Raw genomic sequence first — 16,302 nt, 5'->3', positions numbered from 1 at the left:
CGGGGATGACGGAGTTCGGGGAGCGATGCCTCGGCTCCCCATTCCCCCCCCACGCAAAAACATTTCCTAATCCATGCCATACCCATTCTGAATTGAACTCATGCGTCGCATTCGCCATGTGGGCGACCATGGCTGACAACGCACCTGCTATCGTCCACCTGGTCGGCGCGGGACCGGGCGATCCGGACCTGCTGACGATCAAGGCCGCGCGGTTGATCCGCGCGGCGGGGGTGATCGTGCATGACGGGCTGGTGTCGGACGCGATATTGGCGCTGGCCTCGCCCGACGCCGAGCTGATTTCCGTCGCCAAGCAGCGCAGCCGCCATTCCATGCCGCAGGAGGCGATCAACGCGCTGCTGGTCGATCTGGCCCGCCAGGGACGCAGCGTCGTGCGGTTGAAGGGCGGCGATCCGTTCATCTTCGGCCGGGGCGGCGAGGAAGTCGATGCCTGTCGCACAGCGGGCGTGCCGGTGGAGGTGGTGCCGGGCATCAGCGCGGCGATCGGCAGCGCGGCGCAGGCGCAGCTCCCCCTCACCCATCGCGCGGCGTCGAGCGCGGTCAGCTTCGTCGCGGGCCAGTGCAAGGGCCTGACCGACCAGGACTGGTCGGGGCTGGCGGGCAAGGGGCGCACGCTCGTTATCTATATGGGCGTCGCGACCGCCGCCGACATAGCCGACAAGCTGATCGCCGACGGCGTTTCGCCCGCCATTCCGGTCGCAGTGCTGGAAAATGGCACGCGCGCCGATATGCGGACGCTGCGCACCCTGCTCGCCGATCTGGGCGACATGGTGGAGCGGGAAAAGGTAGTCAGCCCGGCGCTGATCGTGGTGGGCGAGGTGGCGGGCCACGCGCTGGCGGACGATGTGCTCCTCGCCTATCGGGACACGGCAACGACTATGGAAGGCCTGACAACAAACGGGCCGAACGGGAAAAGGGTAGAATGAAAATTCTGACGGGGAATGATCTGGCATCGGGCGACGTCATCTGGTGGGCTGGCGATGGCTGGTCGCGGCAGGTGGCCGAGTCCGTCGATGTCGGCGACAAGGGCGATGACCTGGCGCGGACCGAGGAAGCCGCGCTGCGGGTCGTGGGCGCCTATGTGATCGACGCGACCGTCACGGACGAAGGCGTGCGCCCGGCGCATATCAAGGACCGCATCCGCGCGCTGGGACCGACGGTGCGCCCCGACCTTATCCCCGAAACCGCCGAGGCCGATATCGGCAAGTGGGTGATCTGACATGTATCGCTACGACCAATATGACCAGTCCATCGTCGACGCCCGTGTCGAGGAGTTTCGCGACCAGGTGCAGCGCCGCCTGACCGGCGCGTTGACCGAGGACCAGTTCAAGCCGCTGCGGCTGATGAACGGCCTCTATCTTCAGCTTCACGCCTATATGCTGCGTGTCGCCATCCCCTATGGCACGCTGTCCGGCAGGCAGATGCGCAAGCTGGGCGAGATCGCGGCGAAATATGACAAGGGCTATGGCCACTTCACCACGCGCCAGAACCTGCAATATAACTGGATCAAGCTGGCCGACGCGCCCGACATCCTCGCCGAACTGGCGAGCGTGGAGATGCACGCCATCCAGACCAGCGGCAATTGCATCCGCAATATCTCGTCCGACCAATATGCGGGCGTTTCGGCGGACGAGGTGGCGGACCCCCGCCCCTGGGCCGAATTGCTGCGCCAATGGTCGAGTTTCCACCCCGAATTCACCTATCTGCCGCGCAAGTTCAAGATTTGCGTGATCGCGACCGAGGATGATCGCGCAGCGATGCGGCTGCACGATATCGGCTTGAAGCTGGTCGAGCGGGACGGTGTCATCGGCGCGGAAGTCTATGCCGGTGGCGGCATGGGGCGCACCCCGATGGTCGCGCCGCAGATCAAGGATTTCGTGCCGGAGGAGGAGATCGTCTCCTATCTGGAGGCGTGCCTGCGCGTCTACAACCGCCACGGCCGCCGTGACAACAAGTATAAGGCGCGGATCAAGATCCTGGTCCACGAGATCGGTGTCGAGGAATATAAGCGCCAGGTCGAGGAGGAGTTCGCCCATATGCGCGACCTCGGCCTCAATCCGCCGACCGAGGAACTGGACCGCATCCGCGCCTTCTTCGCCAATCCCGCCTATGAGGACGGCCTGTCGGACGATATCGACCGCAGCGATCCGGCCTTTGCCCTGTGGGTCGACCGGCAGGTCGCGGCGCACAAGCAGCCGGGCTATGCGATCGTCAATATCAGCCTCAAGCCTTTGACCGGCATTCCGGGCGACGCTTCGGCGGAGCAGATCGACCTGGTCGCGGACCTGGCCGAAACCTATTCGTTCGACGAACTGCGTGTCACCCATGCGCAGAATCTGGTCCTGCCGCATGTCAGGAAAGCCGACCTCCACGCCATCTGGCAGAAGCTGGACGAGGCGGGGCTGGCCGAGGCGAACCTCGACCTCATCACCGATATCATCGCCTGCCCCGGCCTGGACTATTGCGCGCTCGCCAATGCGCGCTCGATCCCGCTGGCGCAGAAGATCGCGCAGCGCTTCGCCGATACGGAGCGGCAGGCGGAACTGGGCGAATTGAAGCTCAAGATCAGCGGCTGCATCAATGCCTGCGGCCATCACCATGCCGGGCATATCGGCATCCTTGGCGTGGACCGGAAGGGTGTGGAGAATTTCCAGCTCCTGCTCGGCGGATCGGGCGCGGAGGATGCTTCGCTGGGCCAGATCACCGGCCCAGGCTTTTCCGAGGACGGCGTGGTCGACGCGATCGAGAAGGTCACAGACATTTACCTCGCCCAGCGGGAAAGCGGCGAACGCTTCCTCGACACCTATCGCCGCATCGGCATGAAGCCCTTCAAGGAGGCGATCTATGGTTGAGTTGTCGTCTCGCAAAAAAATCTTTGTCGTTTCCACGAAGGCGGAAACCCATCTCCCACGGCATCGACTGGCGCAAAGCCAGGAGATGGATCCCCGCCTTCGCGGGGATGACGATGGTGTTTGGATGGGAGGGTTTTAATCATGGTTGAATTTCTCTCCTTCCGCGATGGTGAAGCCGCGCAGGAGCCGGCCGTGACGGTTGAATCCTTCACCGGCCAGTCCAACGCCACCGCCGTCCGCATCGAGCCGGGCGAGGATGCGCGCGAATTGCTGCCGCATCTCGATCGCCTGTCGCTGGTGGAGGTGAACTTCCCCGCTTATGGCGACGGGCGCGGTTATTCGGCCGCGCGCATCCTACGAGAATCGGGCTATCAGGGCGAATTGCGCGCCGTGGGCGACGTGCTGGTGGACCAGTTGAGCGCCATGCGCCGCTGCGGCTTCGACAGCTTCCATCCCGCCAAGCCGCTGGATGACGCCGCCGTGGAACGCGCGCTCACCCGTTATGCCGACGTCTATCAGAAGACGATCGACGGCCGCCAGCCCGTCTGGGCGAAACGGCACCCGGAGAAAATAGATGGCTGAACCTGCCCGCCAGATCGACCTGATCGACGCCCGACCCACCTTTACCCAGGCGCAGGCCGACGCGCTCAACGCGCGGTTCGAGGGCGTCGATACGCTGACCATGCTCAAGACCGTGTTTGCAGAAGGCCTCGCCGGCAATGTCGCCGTCGTCTCCTCCTTCGGCACGGAAAGCGCGGTGCTGCTCGATCTGGTGGCCAAGGCGGACCGGACCGTGCCGGTGATCTTCGTCGATACGCTCAAGATGTTTGCCGAGACGCTGCATTATCGCGACACGCTCATCACGCGGATGGGGTTCACCGACAGCCGCACCGTCACGCCGATCGCCGATGTGATCGCGAAGAAGGACGAGACCGGCCTGCGCTGGTCCTACGACCCGGACGGCTGCTGCGAAATCCGCAAGGTCGAACCGATGAAGCGCGCCAAGGATGGACTGGACGCCTGGATTTCGGGGCGCAAGGCGTTCCAGTCGGTGACGCGCCAGAACCTGCCCCGGTTCGAGGTGGAGGATGGCCGGTTGAAACTCAACCCGCTGGGCGACTGGACCAAGACGGATCTGGAAGCCTATTTCGACCGGGAAAACCTGCCCCGCCATCCGCTGGAGGCGCAGGGCTATCTGTCGATCGGCTGCGAACCCTGCACCTCCAAGGTCATGCCGGGCGAAGACCCGCGCGCGGGCCGCTGGCGCGGTTGGGACAAGGTGGAATGCGGCATCCATTCGCCCGTGACGCCGATCCCCGCGCCGGTCGCCGACCCGGAAGACCCGGCGAATATGCCGGTGTTTTGAGGAAAGCACCCCAGCCCCTCTTTCCCGTCATTCCGGCGAATGCCGGAATCCAAAGTTTTATGCTCAGCCCGTCAAACCCTGGACCCCGGCTTCCGCCGGGGTGACGGCGCATGTTCAACCCGCCGCCTTCACGATCTCGGCCCATACCTCTTCAGTTATGACTTCGATCCCCAGCGCCGTTGCCTGCTTGAGCTTAGTGCCCGCGCCCGGTCCCGCCACCACCAGGTCGGTCTTGGCGCTGACCGATCCCGCCGCCTTCGCGCCCAGCCGTTCGGCCTGCGCCTTGGCTTCGTCACGGCTCATGGTTTCAAGCTTGCCGGTGAAGACAACGGTCTTGCCCGTCACCGCGCTGACGGTGATTGCCACCACATAGTCGGGCGGCGAAACCTCCGACAGAAGATCGTCCCACGCCTCCACATTATGCGGTTCGTGGAAAAAGTCCGCCAGTGCGTGGCCGACGGCGGCGCCGACATTCTCGACCCCGATATGCTCGGCAATCGCCTTGTCCCGCTTGGCCTGCGTTTCGGCAGGATCGGCGGCGTCGCGCAAAGCGATAATCTCCTGCGCCAGCGCGCGGACGCCGGGCAGCGTGGTGTAGCGCCTGAGCAGATCGCGCGCCGTCACCGCGCCGACATGGCGGATGCCGAGGCCAAATAGCAGGCGCGCGGCGTCGGGCTGGCGCTTGGCTTCGATCGCGGCGAGCAGATTGTCGACCGATTTCTCCTTCCACCCTTCACGGCCCAGCAGGTCAGAACCATGTTTCCTGAGGCGAAAGATATCGGCAGGCTCCTTGATCCAGCCCAGTTCGATAAATTCTTCTATGGACTTCTCCCCCAGCCCCTCGATGTCGAGCGCGACGCGGCTGACGAAATGGCGGAGGCGTTCGAAGCGCTGGGCCGGGCAGATGAGGCCGCCGGTGCAGCGAAAATCGACCTCGCCCTCCTCGCGCACCGCTTCGGACTGGCAGACGGGACAATAGGTTGGGAAGAGGAAAGGCGCGCGCGCCTCCTCGCGGGTGAGATTTTCGACCACCTGCGGGATGACGTCGCCCGCGCGCTGGACGACGACGCGGTCGCCAGGGCGGACGCCGAGGCGTTCGACTTCGTCGGCATTGTGGAGTGTCACATTGGAAACGACCACGCCGCCCACAGTGACGGGGGTCAGGCGGCCGACCGGGGTAAGCTTGCCGGTGCGGCCGACCTGGATGTCGATAGCCTCAAGCGTGGTCTGCGCGCGTTCGGCGGGGAATTTATGGGCGATCGCCCAGCGCGGCGCCTTCGCCACGAAGCCCAGACGCTGCTGCCAGTCGAGCCGGTCGACCTTGTAGACCACGCCATCAATGTCGAAAAGCAGGTCGGCGCGCGCGGCTTCAATACCGCGATAATGGGCGATCAGGGCTTCGAGGCTGTCGACGCAGGCGAGCATGTCCGACACTGGCAGGCCCCAGCTTGCGATCGCCTGCATGACGCCCAGTTGCGTGTCGGCGGGCAAGGCGCTGTGCGCGCCCCAGCCATGGGCGAGGAAGCGCAGCGGACGGCTGGCGGTGACGGCGGCGTCCTTCTGGCGCAGCGAACCGGCGGCGGCATTGCGCGGATTGGCGAACTGGCGCGCCTTTTCGGGATCATCGGCTTCGGCGAGGAGGCGGGCGTTGAGCGCCACAAAATCACCCTTGGCCATATAGACCTCACCGCGCACCTCGAACAGGTCGGGGATATTGGGGCCGGCCAGGCGCTGGGGAATGTCGGGAATCGTGCGGACATTGGCGGTGACATCCTCCCCCGTCGCGCCGTCGCCGCGGGTCGCGGCCAGCACCAGTTCGCCTTTTTCATAACGGAGCGAGCAGGACAGGCCGTCAATCTTCGGCTCGGCGGTGAGCGCCAGCGGTTCGGTTTCAGGCAGCGCCAGGAAGCGGCGGACGCGGGCCAGGAACTCGGCGATATCCTCATCGGCAAAACCGTTGTCGAGGCTCATCATGCGGACGGCGTGCGGCACCTTCTTCAACGTGGAGGTGGCCGCCGCGCCAACCAGGGCATTGGGCGAATCGGCGCGAATCAGGTGCGGAAAAGCGGCTTCGAGCACGTTATTCTCGCGGATCAGCGCGTCATAGTCCGCGTCGCTGATCTCCGGCGCATCCTGGTCATGATAGAGCCTGTTGTGCCGCGCCACTTCCTTGGCAAGGCGCATCAGGCGGTTGGCGGCTTCGGCTTCTGTGAGAGTGGTGGGGTCGGTCATGAGGATGCCTTAACCTCTGTCGTGCTCCTGCGAAAGCAGGAGCCTAGGGTCGAACGGATTGACGTGCATCCTGGGCTCCTGCTTTCGCAGGAGCACGTTGCTATCACATCACCGGCACCGTCTCGAAATGTTGTGGGAAGCCCGCGATGATAGGCCGCGCCTTGGCGATGGCAGCGCGGACGGCGGAGAGTTTGAGCGACGCGGCATGGCTTTCTCGGCTGTCCCAGACTTCGGTGATCCAGATCGCTTCCGGGTTGGCGGTGTCGAGCGCCACGACATAGGAGAGGCAGCCGGGCATCGCGCCGGTGGCTTCTTTCAGATAGCCGACCAGTTCGTCGCGCTTGCCGGGGGCACTGAGCATCTGGCCGATCAGTCCGAATTTGGGCTTGGCCTCCTGCGCGGCGGCGGGAATGGTGGTTGCTGCCATGGCGGCAACGGTGAAGCTGAGCATGTCTCTACGGTTATGGGTCATGGCGGAACTCCCTTCCCTCCGTTCGGGCTGAGCCTGTCGAAGCCCAGTCCTTTTTTCAAAAAATACAGCCCTTCGACAAGCTCAGTGCGAACGGGTGGAGAGTGCAGCTGTTTCACCAGAAAGAGAAGATCAGACCCGTTCCAGCAACCGTTCCGCCTGCGCGCGCGCTTCGGCCGTGATCTCCGCGCCCGACAGCATCCGCGCGATTTCCTCGCGGCGGTCGCTGTCGTCCAGCGCGTGGACGCCGGTGCGGGTGACGGTGCCGTCGCTCGACTTGGCGATCAGCATATGGCCTGCTCCCCGCGCCGCGACTTGCGGGCTGTGGGTGACGACGAGGATCTGGTTGGTCTGCGCCAGGCGTGCCAGCCGTTCGCCGATGGCGGAGGCGACCGCGCCGCCCACGCCCCGGTCGATTTCGTCGAAGATCAGCGTATCCGCCCCGCCCCGTTCGGCCAGCGCGACCTTGAGCGCGAGGATGAAGCGGGAAAGTTCGCCACCCGACGCGATCTTGGCCAGCGGCGCGAAGGGCGCGCCGGGGTTGGTCGAGATTTCAAACTCGACCCGGTCCATGCCCTGCCCGCTCCATTGCCCCTCGTCCAGCGGGGCGACCACGGTGCGAAAGCGGGCCGCGTCGAGCTTCAGGGGCGCCAATTCCCCCGCGACGGCGGCGTCGAGGCGACCGGCGGCCAATTGCCGTTCGGCCGACAGAGACTGGGCGGCGGCGCGATAAGCTGCGGCCTTGCCCGCGACATCGGCCTCCAGCGTCGCGATATGCTCCTCCCCGCCCTCGATCGCCGCCAGCTTCGCGGCCATTTCGTCGCGCAGGGCGGCAAGGTCGTCGGGTTGCACCTGATGCTTGCGGGCAAGGCCGCGCAGGTCGAACAGGCGGGTTTCGATCGAATCGAGGCGGGCGGGATCGAAGCTCAGCGCCTCGGCCGCCTCGGCCAGGCGATCCTCCGCCTCCCCCGCCTCCACCACGGCGCGGTCGAGCGCTTCGAGCACGGCGGTCAGCAACGGCTCCTCGCCGGCGATACGGTCCAGCCGGCGCGCGGCCTGGCGCAACTGGGCAAGGCCGCCATCCGATCCGGTCAGGCAGTCGCTGATGGCGGAAAGGTCATCGGTCAGGCGCGCGCCCTTCTGCATGGTCGCGCGTTCTTCGGCGAGCGTCACTTCCTCGCCGGGTTCGGGCGCGAATTTGCGGAGTTCCTCGACCGCATGGGTCAGATAATCACGATCGCGCGCGGCATTTTCCACGATGGCTCGCGCCTGCGCCAACGCGGCGGCGGCCGCGCGCCAGGCGGCGTGTGCGGACATGACCGCTTCAGCCTCGCAGCGGCCATAGCTGTCGAGCAGCGCACGATGGCCACGCGGGTTGAGCAGGCCGCGATCGTCATGCTGGCCGTGAATCTCCACCAGCGATCCACCCAGGTCGCGCAGCAGCGCTGCCGAACAGGGCTGGTCATTGATGAAGGCGCGGCTGCCACCGTCGGCCTTCACCAGGCGGCGGATGAGCAAAGGTTCGCCCGGCTCCAGGTCGATGCCGTTTTCCGCCAGCAACGCAGTGGCGCGATGATCGACAACGGGCGGATCGAAGGTCGCGACGACGCTGGCCTGCGCCTCCCCATTGCGGACGAGGCCGCTGTCGGCGCGCGCGCCCAGCGCCAGCCCCAGCGAATCGAGCAGGATCGACTTGCCCGCCCCCGTTTCCCCCGTCAGCACGGAAAGACCCGCGCCGAACTCCAGGTCCAGCGCCTCGATCAGCACGACATTGCGGATGGCGAGGGAGGTCAGCATGACGCGCTTCTACCCGTCAATGCACAAAAGAGGAACAAGGTTGCCGCTGTGCCGCACCTCAAGCCTTGGGCGGATATTCCCGCATCATCTTGAAGGCGCGTTCATACCATTTCGAACCGGGATAGTTGCGCCCCAGCACGGCAGCGGCCTTTTCCGCTTCATCGCGGACACCCAGCGACAAATAGCTTTCCACCAGCCGTTCCAGCGCTTCGGGTGTATGAGTCGTCGTCTGATATTTGTCGATCACCGAACGAAACCGCAGCGTGGCCGCGAGCCATTGGCCGCGCCGTTCGTAGAAACGGCCGATCTCCATCTCCTTGCCGGCGAGGTGATCGTTCACCAGGTCGATCTTGAGGCGGGCGTCGGCGGCGTAGCGGGTGTCGGGATAGCGGCGGATCAGTTCGCCCAGAGAGTCCATCGCCTGTTGCGTGATCTTCTGGTCGCGGGTGACGTCGGCAATCTGCTCATAATAGCAGAGCGCTATCAGATAATAAGCGTAGGGCGCGTCCTTGTTGCCGGTGTGGATCGACAGGAAGCGCTGCGCCGCCGAGATCGATTCCGGATAGTCGCGGTTCATATAATAGCTGAACGCCGACATGAGCTGCGCACGGCGCGCCCAGGGCGAATAGGGGTGCTGGCGCTCCACCTCATCGAATAGGGCGGCGGCGAGCTTGTACTGACCTCGGTCGAGGCGCGCCTTGCCGCTATTATAGAGGGTCGACACGTCGCGGGCGACATAGAGGGTGTCGGCCTTGTTCTTCGATGTCGAGCAGCCGGTCAGCACAGGCAAGGCGATCAGGACCAGGGCGGTGGCCGCGCCGATGCGCGTCAGGGTTTTCGTCAGCATGGGCCGGGTCATAGCCGAGCGGATCGCCGTCGCCAAGCAGCAGAATTGCGGACCGTTCAACAGGCCACCCCAATCCGATGATCGAAATCGGTCGGTCGCTCCATCGAAATGAAAAGCGATTATGACGTTTGCAAACTCAGGGCGCGCATCCGAGGATGATCCGGGGCAAATTTTCATCCTCCCCTGGCAGGGGAGGTGGCGGGCGCGAAGCGCCTGACGGAGGGGTGTCACCTTATCGATAGCGGGACACCCTCCACCGGCTTCGCCGGTCCCCCTCCCCTTACAGGGGAGGAATTTCTCGCACCTTGCTCCTATATCAACATTCGACGAGCGGGTTTGCAAACGCCATAATCGCCAAACGAAAAAGGGGGCGCCCGGTCGAACCGGACGCCCCCTTTTTTTTCCTATCGCCTTAGCGACAGATCGTATCGATCAGTCCTGGGTCAGGAAGTCGGGCAGACCGGCGCTGGAGCCGTCATCCTTGTCATCGCGCGGGCCACGGTCACGGCGCGGACCGCGATCGCCGCCGCGATCACCACCACGGCCGCCACGATCGCCGCCATCACGGCGCGGGCCACGGCCCCGATCACCACGATCACCACGAGGTTCGCGCGGTTCGCGGGCAGGACGGGTGTCCTCCAGCTCTTCGCCGGTTTCCTGGTCGACGACGCGCATCGACAGGCGAACCTTGCCGCGCGGATCGATTTCGAGGACCTTGACCTTCACTTCCTGGCCTTCCGACACGACGTCGGTCGGCTTTTCGACGCGCTCATTCTTCATTTCGGAGACGTGGACGAGACCGTCCTTGCCGCCCATGAAGTTCACGAACGCACCGAAATCGACGATGTTGACGACCTTGCCGGTGTAGACCTTGCCGACTTCCGCTTCCTCGACGATGCCGAGAATCCACTTCTTGGCGGCCTCGATCTGAGCGGTGTCGGACGAGCTGATCTTGATGATGCCTTCGTCGTCGATATCGACCTTCGCGCCGGTTTCCGCGACGATTTCGCGAATAACCTTGCCGCCGGTGCCGATGACGTCGCGAATCTTCGCCTTGTCGATCTGGATCGTCTCGATGCGCGGGGCATGAGCCGACAGCTCGGTGCGGGTCGAGGACAGCGCCTTGCTCATCTCACCCAGGATGTGGGCGCGGCCTTCCTTGGCCTGACGCAGGGCGACTTCGAAAATCTCCTGCGTGATGCCGGCGACCTTGATGTCCATCTGCATCGTGGTGATGCCGTTTTCGGTGCCAGCGACCTTGAAGTCCATGTCGCCGAGGTGATCTTCGTCACCCAGGATGTCGCTGAGGACGGCGAAGTCCTTGCCTTCCAGGATCAGGCCCATGGCGATGCCCGACACGGGGCGCTTCAGGGGCACACCGGCGTCCATCATCGACAGCGAACCGCCGCAGACCGTCGCCATCGAGGACGAGCCGTTCGACTCGGTGATGTCGGACAGGACGCGGATGGTGTAGGGGAAATCTTCCTTGCTGGGCAGCACGGGATGCAGCGCACGCCATGCCAGCTTGCCATGACCGACTTCGCGACGGCCCGGCGCGCCGAAGCGGCCGACTTCGCCGACCGAATAGGGCGGGAAGTTATAGTGCAGCATGAAGTTTTCATAATGCAGGCCGGTCAGGCCGTCGATCATCTGCTCGGCGTCCTTGGTGCCCAGCGTGGTGGTGCAGATCGACTGGGTTTCACCGCGCGTGAACAGCGCCGAACCATGGGTGCGCGGCAGGAAGCCCACCATCGCTTCGATCGGACGGATCTGGGTGGTGGTGCGGCCGTCGATGCGCTTGCCGTCCTTGAGGATGGCGCCACGAACGATTTCGGCTTCCAGCTTCTTGGTCAGCTTGATGCCGGCCATCACGGTCTGGGCGTCGAGGCCATCGGCCGCGAACGATGCCTTCGCCTTGGCGCGGGCTTCGTTCAGCGCGTTCGAACGGGCCGACTTGTCGGTCAGCTTGTAGGCGGCGGTGATGTCCTTGCCGATCAGCTTCTTGAGCTTCTTCTTGAGGTCCTCAAGGTCATCGCCCTTGGCGACTTCCCACGGATCCTTCGCGGCCTTTTCGGCCAGCTCGATGATCGCGCCGACAATCTTCTTCGACGCTTCATGCGCGAACAGGACGGCACCGAGCATGACGTCTTCCGAAAGCTCCTTGGCTTCGGATTCGACCATCATCACCGCATTGTGGGTGGCGGCGACGACCAGGTCGAGTTCGCCGGTCTTCACTTCGTCCAGCGACGGGTTGAGCTGATATTCGCCATCCTTGTAACCGACGCGGGCGGCGCCGATCGGACCCAGGAAGGGCAGGCCGGACAGGGTCAGCGCAGCCGACGCAGCGATCATCGCCACGATATCCGGCTCGCTTTCACCGTCGAAGCTCAAAACCTGAGCAATGACATTGATTTCGTTATAGAAACCTTCGGGGAACAGCGGACGGATCGGACGGTCGATCAGGCGGGAAACCAGTGTTTCCTTTTCCGTGGCGCCACGCTCACGCTTGAAGAAGCCACCGGGAATGCGGCCGGCTGCCGAATATTTTTCCTGATAGTGAACGGTGAGCGGGAAGAAGTCCTGCCCTTCCTTCACCGACTTGGCGGCGGTCACGGCGCAGAGCACCACGGTTTCGCCATAGGTCGCCAGCACAGCGGCGTCAGCCTGACGCGCGATACGGCCGGTTTCGAGCGTCAGGGTCTTGCCTGCCAGCTCGATCGAAACTTTCTTTACATCGAACATGTTGTTTTCCTTCGCCCGCCTGGCCCTATTGCCGGGCGGGGCCTTTGGTGGAGCCTTGTGCCCCTTGGATGCGCCCCCTCAACCCGTTCGGGCTGAGCCTGTCGAAGCCCCATTCTTCCTTTTCAAAAAGAAAACCCTTCGACAAGCTCAGGGCGAACGGAGGTGGCTTTGGTGGGACGGGCAGCCGAATTGCCGCCAACCCCGGAATCGGAAACGGCCCCGCTGGGGGGCCGTCCCTTCATTAGCAGCCTTATTTACGAAGGCCCAGCTTGGCGATGAGGTCGGTGTAACGCGCCCCATCCTTTTTCTTCAGATAGTCCAGCAGCGAACGGCGCTTGTTGACCAGCATCAGCAGGCCGCGACGGCTGTGGTTATCCTTGTGATGACCCTTGAAATGCTCGGTCAGGTTCGAGATGCGTTCCGAGAGGATCGCAACCTGGACTTCCGGCGAACCGGTGTCGCCTTCGACGCGGGCATGTTCCTTGATCAGCGCTTCCTTGCGCTCAGCAGTAATCGACATCGGCTTCCTTTCTAATTAGAGATTAAAGCCGCGCACCACCCGGATTTCCGGGCCACTGGCCTCCACCAGCGCGACAGGCGTTTCACCTTCCATCGCCAGTAACAAGCCGGTATGCGGTTTCCCCATGAGCACTTTCCCCTGTCGGAGAGCCAGCGCTTCATCGGGAGAGACTGCGAGAGCCGGGATGTCGTCCAGCCCCGCCGTCAACGGCAGCATAAGCTGCGCGATGCCGCCGCCCGTAGCAGCTTCGTCCAATTTGTCCAGCGAAATCGCGGTTTCCAGGGTGAACGGCCCCGCCTTCAGCCGGCGGAGCATGGTGACATGGCCGACCGTGCCGAGCATCAGCGCGATGTCGCGGGCAAGGGAACGGATATAAGTGCCCTTGGAGACATGGGCGCGGAGGGTGACAGTCTCCATCTCCTCCCCTGAAAGGGGAGGTGGCAGGGCGCAGCCCTGACGGAGGGGTGTCCCGCTATCGAGAGGGTGACACCCCTCCACCGCCTGCGGCGGTCCCCCTCCCCTTGCAGGGGAGGATGTGACGACCAGCTCATGGATCGTCACCGACCGCGTCTTCATCTCCACTTCCTCCCCCTTCCGGGCGAGGTCGTAGGCGCGCTGACCGTCTATCAGGATGGCGGAATAGGCCGGTGGCGCCTGCTCGATCGGGCCGGTAAAGCGCGGCAGGATCGCCTCCACCTGCTCCAGCGTGGGCCGATGGTCGCTTTCCGCGATCCCCTTTCCTTCCAGGTCGAGCGTGTCGGTCTGAACACCGAACCGGACAGTAAAGTCGTAGATCTTGTCGCTGTCGAGCATCCGTCCGGCGAGCTTGGTCGCCTCCCCGATCGCGATCGGCAGCACGCCGGTCGCCAACGGATCGAGCGTGCCGCCATGGCCGACCTTCCACTTGCCTGCACCACTGGTGCGCAGCGCGCGCTTGACCGCGCTCACCGCCTGGGTGGAGCCAAGGCCATGGGGTTTGTCGAGGATGATCCAGCCATGCATGGCGGCGGCCTGTAGAGCGATTTCAAGTCAGATGGAACATCTGACGGCTCGCATCCTCCCCGTCAGCCTTTGACGCCACCCCAATTCGGGATTTCGCCGGACGCCGGGCTGCGATAGATGGACGCCCATGACGATCAAGCTCATCTGCCTCGATGCCGACGACACGCTCTGGCACAATATGCGCCATTTCAACGCGACCGAACATGCGCTGCTCGACATGCTGCGTCCCTTTGCCGAGGCTGACGTGACGCGCGAGCGGCTGATCGCCTGCGAAACGCGCAACCTGCCGCTCTATGGCTATGGCGCGAAGGGCTTCACCCTCTCGATGATCGAGACGGCGGTGGAAGTGGCGGGCGAGAAGCTGTCCGCTTCGATGATCGAGGGGATATTGGCGGCGGGCCGGGCGCTGCTCGCCCATCCGGTCGAACTGTTCGACGGGATGGAGGTCACGCTGCGGGCGCTGGCGCAGGTCGGGCCGCTGGTGCTGGTGACGAAGGGCGACCTGCTGCACCAGGAAAGCAAGCTGGCCGCGTCGGGCCTGGGCGACCTGTTTTCGGGCATCGAGATCGTCAGCGACAAGAAGGCGGACACCTTCCGCACGCTCTTCACCCGCTTCGGCATCGCGCCGGAGGAAGCGGTCATGGCGGGCGATTCGATGCGGTCGGACATCCTGCCGGCATTGGAAGCCGGTGCCTGGGCCGCGTTCATCCCGCAGGAGGGCGCCTGGTCGCATGAAAGCGCCAGGGCGCCATCCGATCATGCCCGCTTCGTTCAATTGGAGCGGCTGGCCGACCTGCCGGGCTGGATCGCCAGCGCGGCTTAACCCTTCTTCGCTTTGACGGGCGGGCCGTCGCTATGGGTGAAGCTGGTGATCGGGCAACGCTGGCCATGCACCACCACCGTGCCGAACCGGTCGAGCGTATCCAGCCCACCCGTTTCGAAACCCACCGCATTGGCGAAGGGCAGTTCGGCGCAACTGTCCATCAGCGCCGCATAATACCAGTTGCGGTGCTGGTCCTGCACATAGAGTCCCTTCGATCCGTCAGCCTGCCAGCTCCAGACGCCGCCATGATCGATGAAGGGGATCGAGGCTTCGGTGTTTGCCGGGGCCGACACCATCGGCGCGGCTAAAGCGGACGCGGATGCACCGGCTATCAGCAACAGCGCGGCGATAAAGGCGATCAATCTCTTCACGGGTCTTCTCCAGATGGAAAACAGCCCCCCCCGATATTCCATCCTTAAGACGTCAAGATGGGGCACCGACCGCCCGGCCAGAAGGCCCGCGCGACACTTTGAGACAAATTAGGCTGGGCGACAGATTAGCCGCCCATTTCCCTCCCGCGCCATTCGTCGGCGAGGATCGAATAGATCACCGTATCGCGGACATGGCCGGTCCAGGTGACGCGCTGCTTGCGCAGCACGCCTTCGCGCACCGCACCCAGCTTCTCCACCGCCCGTTGCGAGCGGATATTGCGCTGGTCGATGCGGAACTCGATGCGGGTGAAGCCGCAGTCGAGCGCGCGGGCGATCAGCAGCGGCTTGATCCGGCCGTTGAGGCCCGTGCCACGCTCGGCGGGCGTCATATAGGTGCCGCCCAGTTCCAGCCAGTTATCGGCCGGATTGAGATGCAGATAGCCCGACATGCCAACCGGTTCGCCGTCGGCAAGGATCAGGAAAGGGCAGCGATCCGGATTGGCGAGGGTCGCATCGAAAGCGGGATCGAAACCCTCGCCCGCCCAGCGGTTTGGGAAAATCTCCCACACCGGATCATCGACAGGACAGAGGGCGCGCAGCGCTTCGCGATGCTCTTGGCGCAATTGCTCCAGATGCAGGCCGGGCGCGTCGATCGGCGCAAGCAACTGATCGATCCGGTTCATCCTTGCATCTGCTCCACGAAATGGCGACGGCACAGCGCCACATAGCGTTCATTGCCGCCAATCTCGGTCTGCGCGCCCTGCCGGATCGCCCGTCCCGCCGCATCGACCCGCAGGTTCATCGTCGCCTTGCGACCACAGTCGCAGACCGTCTTGATCTCCGTCAGCGCGTCGGCCAGCCCCAGAAGATGGGCGCTGCCTTCGAACAATTCGCCCTGAAAATCGGTGCGCAGGCCATAGCAGAGCACCGGCACGCCCAGCCGGTCGCACACCGCCGCCAATTGCCACACCTGATCGCGGGTCAGGAATTGCGCCTCATCCACCAGCACGCAGGAAAGCGGCGTCGCCTGATGCTGCGCGGCGATGGCGGCGAGCATGTCGACCCCGGCCTCAAACGGATGCGCGGCCGACTCCAGCCCGATGCGCGACGCGATGCGGCCATGACCGTAGCGGGTATCGATCGCGGCGGTCCACAGCATCGTCGCCATACCGCGTTCACGATAGTTGAAGTCCGATTGCAGCAGGGTGGTCGATTTCCCCGCATTCATCGAGCTATAATAGAAATAGAGCTTCGCCATCAGCC

General features: G+C 64.3%; 16 protein-coding genes. 6 read left to right on the top strand and 10 right to left on the bottom strand.

Annotated elements, in window-relative coordinates:
- The first annotated feature begins 128 nt into the window (after positions 1–128).
- The 5 genes from cobA to MOK15_RS02100 all read left to right on the top strand — a co-directional run bounded on the left by cobA (position 129) and on the right by MOK15_RS02100 (position 4,236).
- A complete protein-coding gene (gene cobA / locus MOK15_RS02120) occupies positions 129–944 on the top strand; it encodes a uroporphyrinogen-III C-methyltransferase (protein ID WP_242930088.1) in 816 nt (271 codons plus the stop codon).
- Entirely contained in the window at positions 941–1,237 is a 297-nt protein-coding gene (locus MOK15_RS02115; RefSeq protein ID WP_242930087.1) for a DUF2849 domain-containing protein, read from the top strand. The genes cobA and MOK15_RS02115 overlap by 4 nt, the downstream gene beginning before the upstream one ends.
- 1 nt (position 1,238) lies before the next feature.
- Positions 1,239–2,870, top strand: a complete 1,632-nt coding sequence (locus tag MOK15_RS02110; protein WP_242930086.1) for a nitrite/sulfite reductase — start codon at positions 1,239–1,241, stop codon at positions 2,868–2,870.
- Between the two features lie 141 nt (positions 2,871–3,011).
- A complete protein-coding gene (locus tag MOK15_RS02105) occupies positions 3,012–3,452 on the top strand; it encodes a DUF934 domain-containing protein (protein ID WP_242930085.1) in 441 nt (146 codons plus the stop codon).
- A complete protein-coding gene (locus MOK15_RS02100; protein ID WP_242930084.1) occupies positions 3,445–4,236 on the top strand; it encodes a phosphoadenylyl-sulfate reductase in 792 nt (263 codons plus the stop codon). The genes MOK15_RS02105 and MOK15_RS02100 overlap by 8 nt, the downstream gene beginning before the upstream one ends.
- 114 nt (positions 4,237–4,350) lie before the next feature.
- Here the strand turns inward: MOK15_RS02100 and ligA are convergent, their stop codons facing one another.
- From ligA to truB, 7 genes are all read right to left on the bottom strand, one after another.
- Positions 4,351–6,468: an NAD-dependent DNA ligase LigA gene (gene ligA / locus MOK15_RS02095; protein ID WP_242930083.1), complete on the bottom strand. Its 2,118-nt coding sequence runs from the start codon at positions 6,466–6,468 to the stop codon at positions 4,351–4,353.
- Between the two features lie 103 nt (positions 6,469–6,571).
- A complete protein-coding gene (locus MOK15_RS02090; RefSeq protein WP_242930082.1) occupies positions 6,572–6,940 on the bottom strand; it encodes a putative quinol monooxygenase in 369 nt (122 codons plus the stop codon).
- A gap of 129 nt (positions 6,941–7,069) precedes the next feature.
- Positions 7,070–8,734 carry a DNA repair protein RecN gene (recN, locus tag MOK15_RS02085; RefSeq protein ID WP_242930081.1) on the bottom strand — a complete coding sequence of 555 codons (1,665 nt, stop codon included), beginning with the start codon at positions 8,732–8,734 and terminating at the stop codon, positions 7,070–7,072.
- 58 nt (positions 8,735–8,792) lie between these two features.
- Complete coding sequence (locus MOK15_RS02080; protein WP_242930080.1) at positions 8,793–9,581, bottom strand: outer membrane protein assembly factor BamD; 789 nt, start codon at positions 9,579–9,581, stop codon at positions 8,793–8,795.
- 432 nt (positions 9,582–10,013) lie between these two features.
- Entirely contained in the window at positions 10,014–12,323 is a 2,310-nt protein-coding gene (pnp, locus tag MOK15_RS02075) for a polyribonucleotide nucleotidyltransferase (RefSeq protein WP_242930079.1), read from the bottom strand.
- Between the two features lie 250 nt (positions 12,324–12,573).
- Positions 12,574–12,843 (bottom strand): 30S ribosomal protein S15, encoded by a 270-nt coding sequence (gene rpsO / locus MOK15_RS02070; RefSeq protein ID WP_242930078.1) that lies wholly within the window; start codon positions 12,841–12,843, stop codon positions 12,574–12,576.
- A gap of 15 nt (positions 12,844–12,858) precedes the next feature.
- Entirely contained in the window at positions 12,859–13,845 is a 987-nt protein-coding gene (truB, locus tag MOK15_RS02065; protein WP_242930077.1) for a tRNA pseudouridine(55) synthase TruB, read from the bottom strand.
- 127 nt (positions 13,846–13,972) lie between these two features.
- Here truB and MOK15_RS02060 point away from each other — a divergent pair, with 127 nt between their 5' ends.
- A complete protein-coding gene (locus MOK15_RS02060) occupies positions 13,973–14,668 on the top strand; it encodes an HAD family hydrolase (RefSeq protein ID WP_242930076.1) in 696 nt (231 codons plus the stop codon).
- On the opposite strand, the gene MOK15_RS02055 is transcribed toward MOK15_RS02060, so the two are convergent.
- From MOK15_RS02055 to MOK15_RS02045, 3 genes are all read right to left on the bottom strand, one after another.
- Entirely contained in the window at positions 14,665–15,039 is a 375-nt protein-coding gene (locus MOK15_RS02055) for a DUF6491 family protein (protein WP_242930075.1), read from the bottom strand. The genes MOK15_RS02060 and MOK15_RS02055 overlap by 4 nt on opposite strands.
- A gap of 125 nt (positions 15,040–15,164) precedes the next feature.
- On the bottom strand, positions 15,165–15,722 hold the full coding sequence (locus MOK15_RS02050; RefSeq protein ID WP_242930074.1) for a GNAT family protein: 558 nt from the start codon (positions 15,720–15,722) through the stop codon (positions 15,165–15,167).
- A complete protein-coding gene (locus MOK15_RS02045) occupies positions 15,719–16,297 on the bottom strand; it encodes a thymidine kinase (RefSeq protein WP_242930073.1) in 579 nt (192 codons plus the stop codon). The genes MOK15_RS02050 and MOK15_RS02045 overlap by 4 nt, the downstream gene beginning before the upstream one ends.
- Between the last annotated feature and the right edge of the window lie 5 nt (positions 16,298–16,302).

Origin of the sequence: Sphingobium sp. BYY-5, from assembly GCF_022758885.1 — a bacterium.
In the GTDB taxonomy this organism is placed as follows: domain Bacteria; phylum Pseudomonadota; class Alphaproteobacteria; order Sphingomonadales; family Sphingomonadaceae; genus Sphingobium.
This window is presented reverse-complemented; position numbering and strand designations above follow the sequence as displayed.

Coding starts and splice junctions, on each gene's coding strand:
- cobA (WP_242930088.1), top strand. CDS start 129: ATGGCTGACAACGCACCTGCTATCGTCCACCTGGTCGGCGCGGGACCG.
- MOK15_RS02115 (WP_242930087.1), top strand. CDS start 941: ATGAAAATTCTGACGGGGAATGATCTGGCATCGGGCGACGTCATCTGG.
- MOK15_RS02110 (WP_242930086.1), top strand. CDS start 1,239: ATGTATCGCTACGACCAATATGACCAGTCCATCGTCGACGCCCGTGTC.
- MOK15_RS02105 (WP_242930085.1), top strand. CDS start 3,012: ATGGTTGAATTTCTCTCCTTCCGCGATGGTGAAGCCGCGCAGGAGCCG.
- MOK15_RS02100 (WP_242930084.1), top strand. CDS start 3,445: ATGGCTGAACCTGCCCGCCAGATCGACCTGATCGACGCCCGACCCACC.
- ligA (WP_242930083.1), bottom strand. CDS start 6,468: ATGACCGACCCCACCACTCTCACAGAAGCCGAAGCCGCCAACCGCCTG.
- MOK15_RS02090 (WP_242930082.1), bottom strand. CDS start 6,940: ATGACCCATAACCGTAGAGACATGCTCAGCTTCACCGTTGCCGCCATG.
- recN (WP_242930081.1), bottom strand. CDS start 8,734: ATGCTGACCTCCCTCGCCATCCGCAATGTCGTGCTGATCGAGGCGCTG.
- MOK15_RS02080 (WP_242930080.1), bottom strand. CDS start 9,581: ATGCTGACGAAAACCCTGACGCGCATCGGCGCGGCCACCGCCCTGGTC.
- pnp (WP_242930079.1), bottom strand. CDS start 12,323: ATGTTCGATGTAAAGAAAGTTTCGATCGAGCTGGCAGGCAAGACCCTG.
- rpsO (WP_242930078.1), bottom strand. CDS start 12,843: ATGTCGATTACTGCTGAGCGCAAGGAAGCGCTGATCAAGGAACATGCC.
- truB (WP_242930077.1), bottom strand. CDS start 13,845: ATGCATGGCTGGATCATCCTCGACAAACCCCATGGCCTTGGCTCCACC.
- MOK15_RS02060 (WP_242930076.1), top strand. CDS start 13,973: ATGACGATCAAGCTCATCTGCCTCGATGCCGACGACACGCTCTGGCAC.
- MOK15_RS02050 (WP_242930074.1), bottom strand. CDS start 15,722: ATGAACCGGATCGATCAGTTGCTTGCGCCGATCGACGCGCCCGGCCTG.
- MOK15_RS02045 (WP_242930073.1), bottom strand. CDS start 16,297: ATGGCGAAGCTCTATTTCTATTATAGCTCGATGAATGCGGGGAAATCG.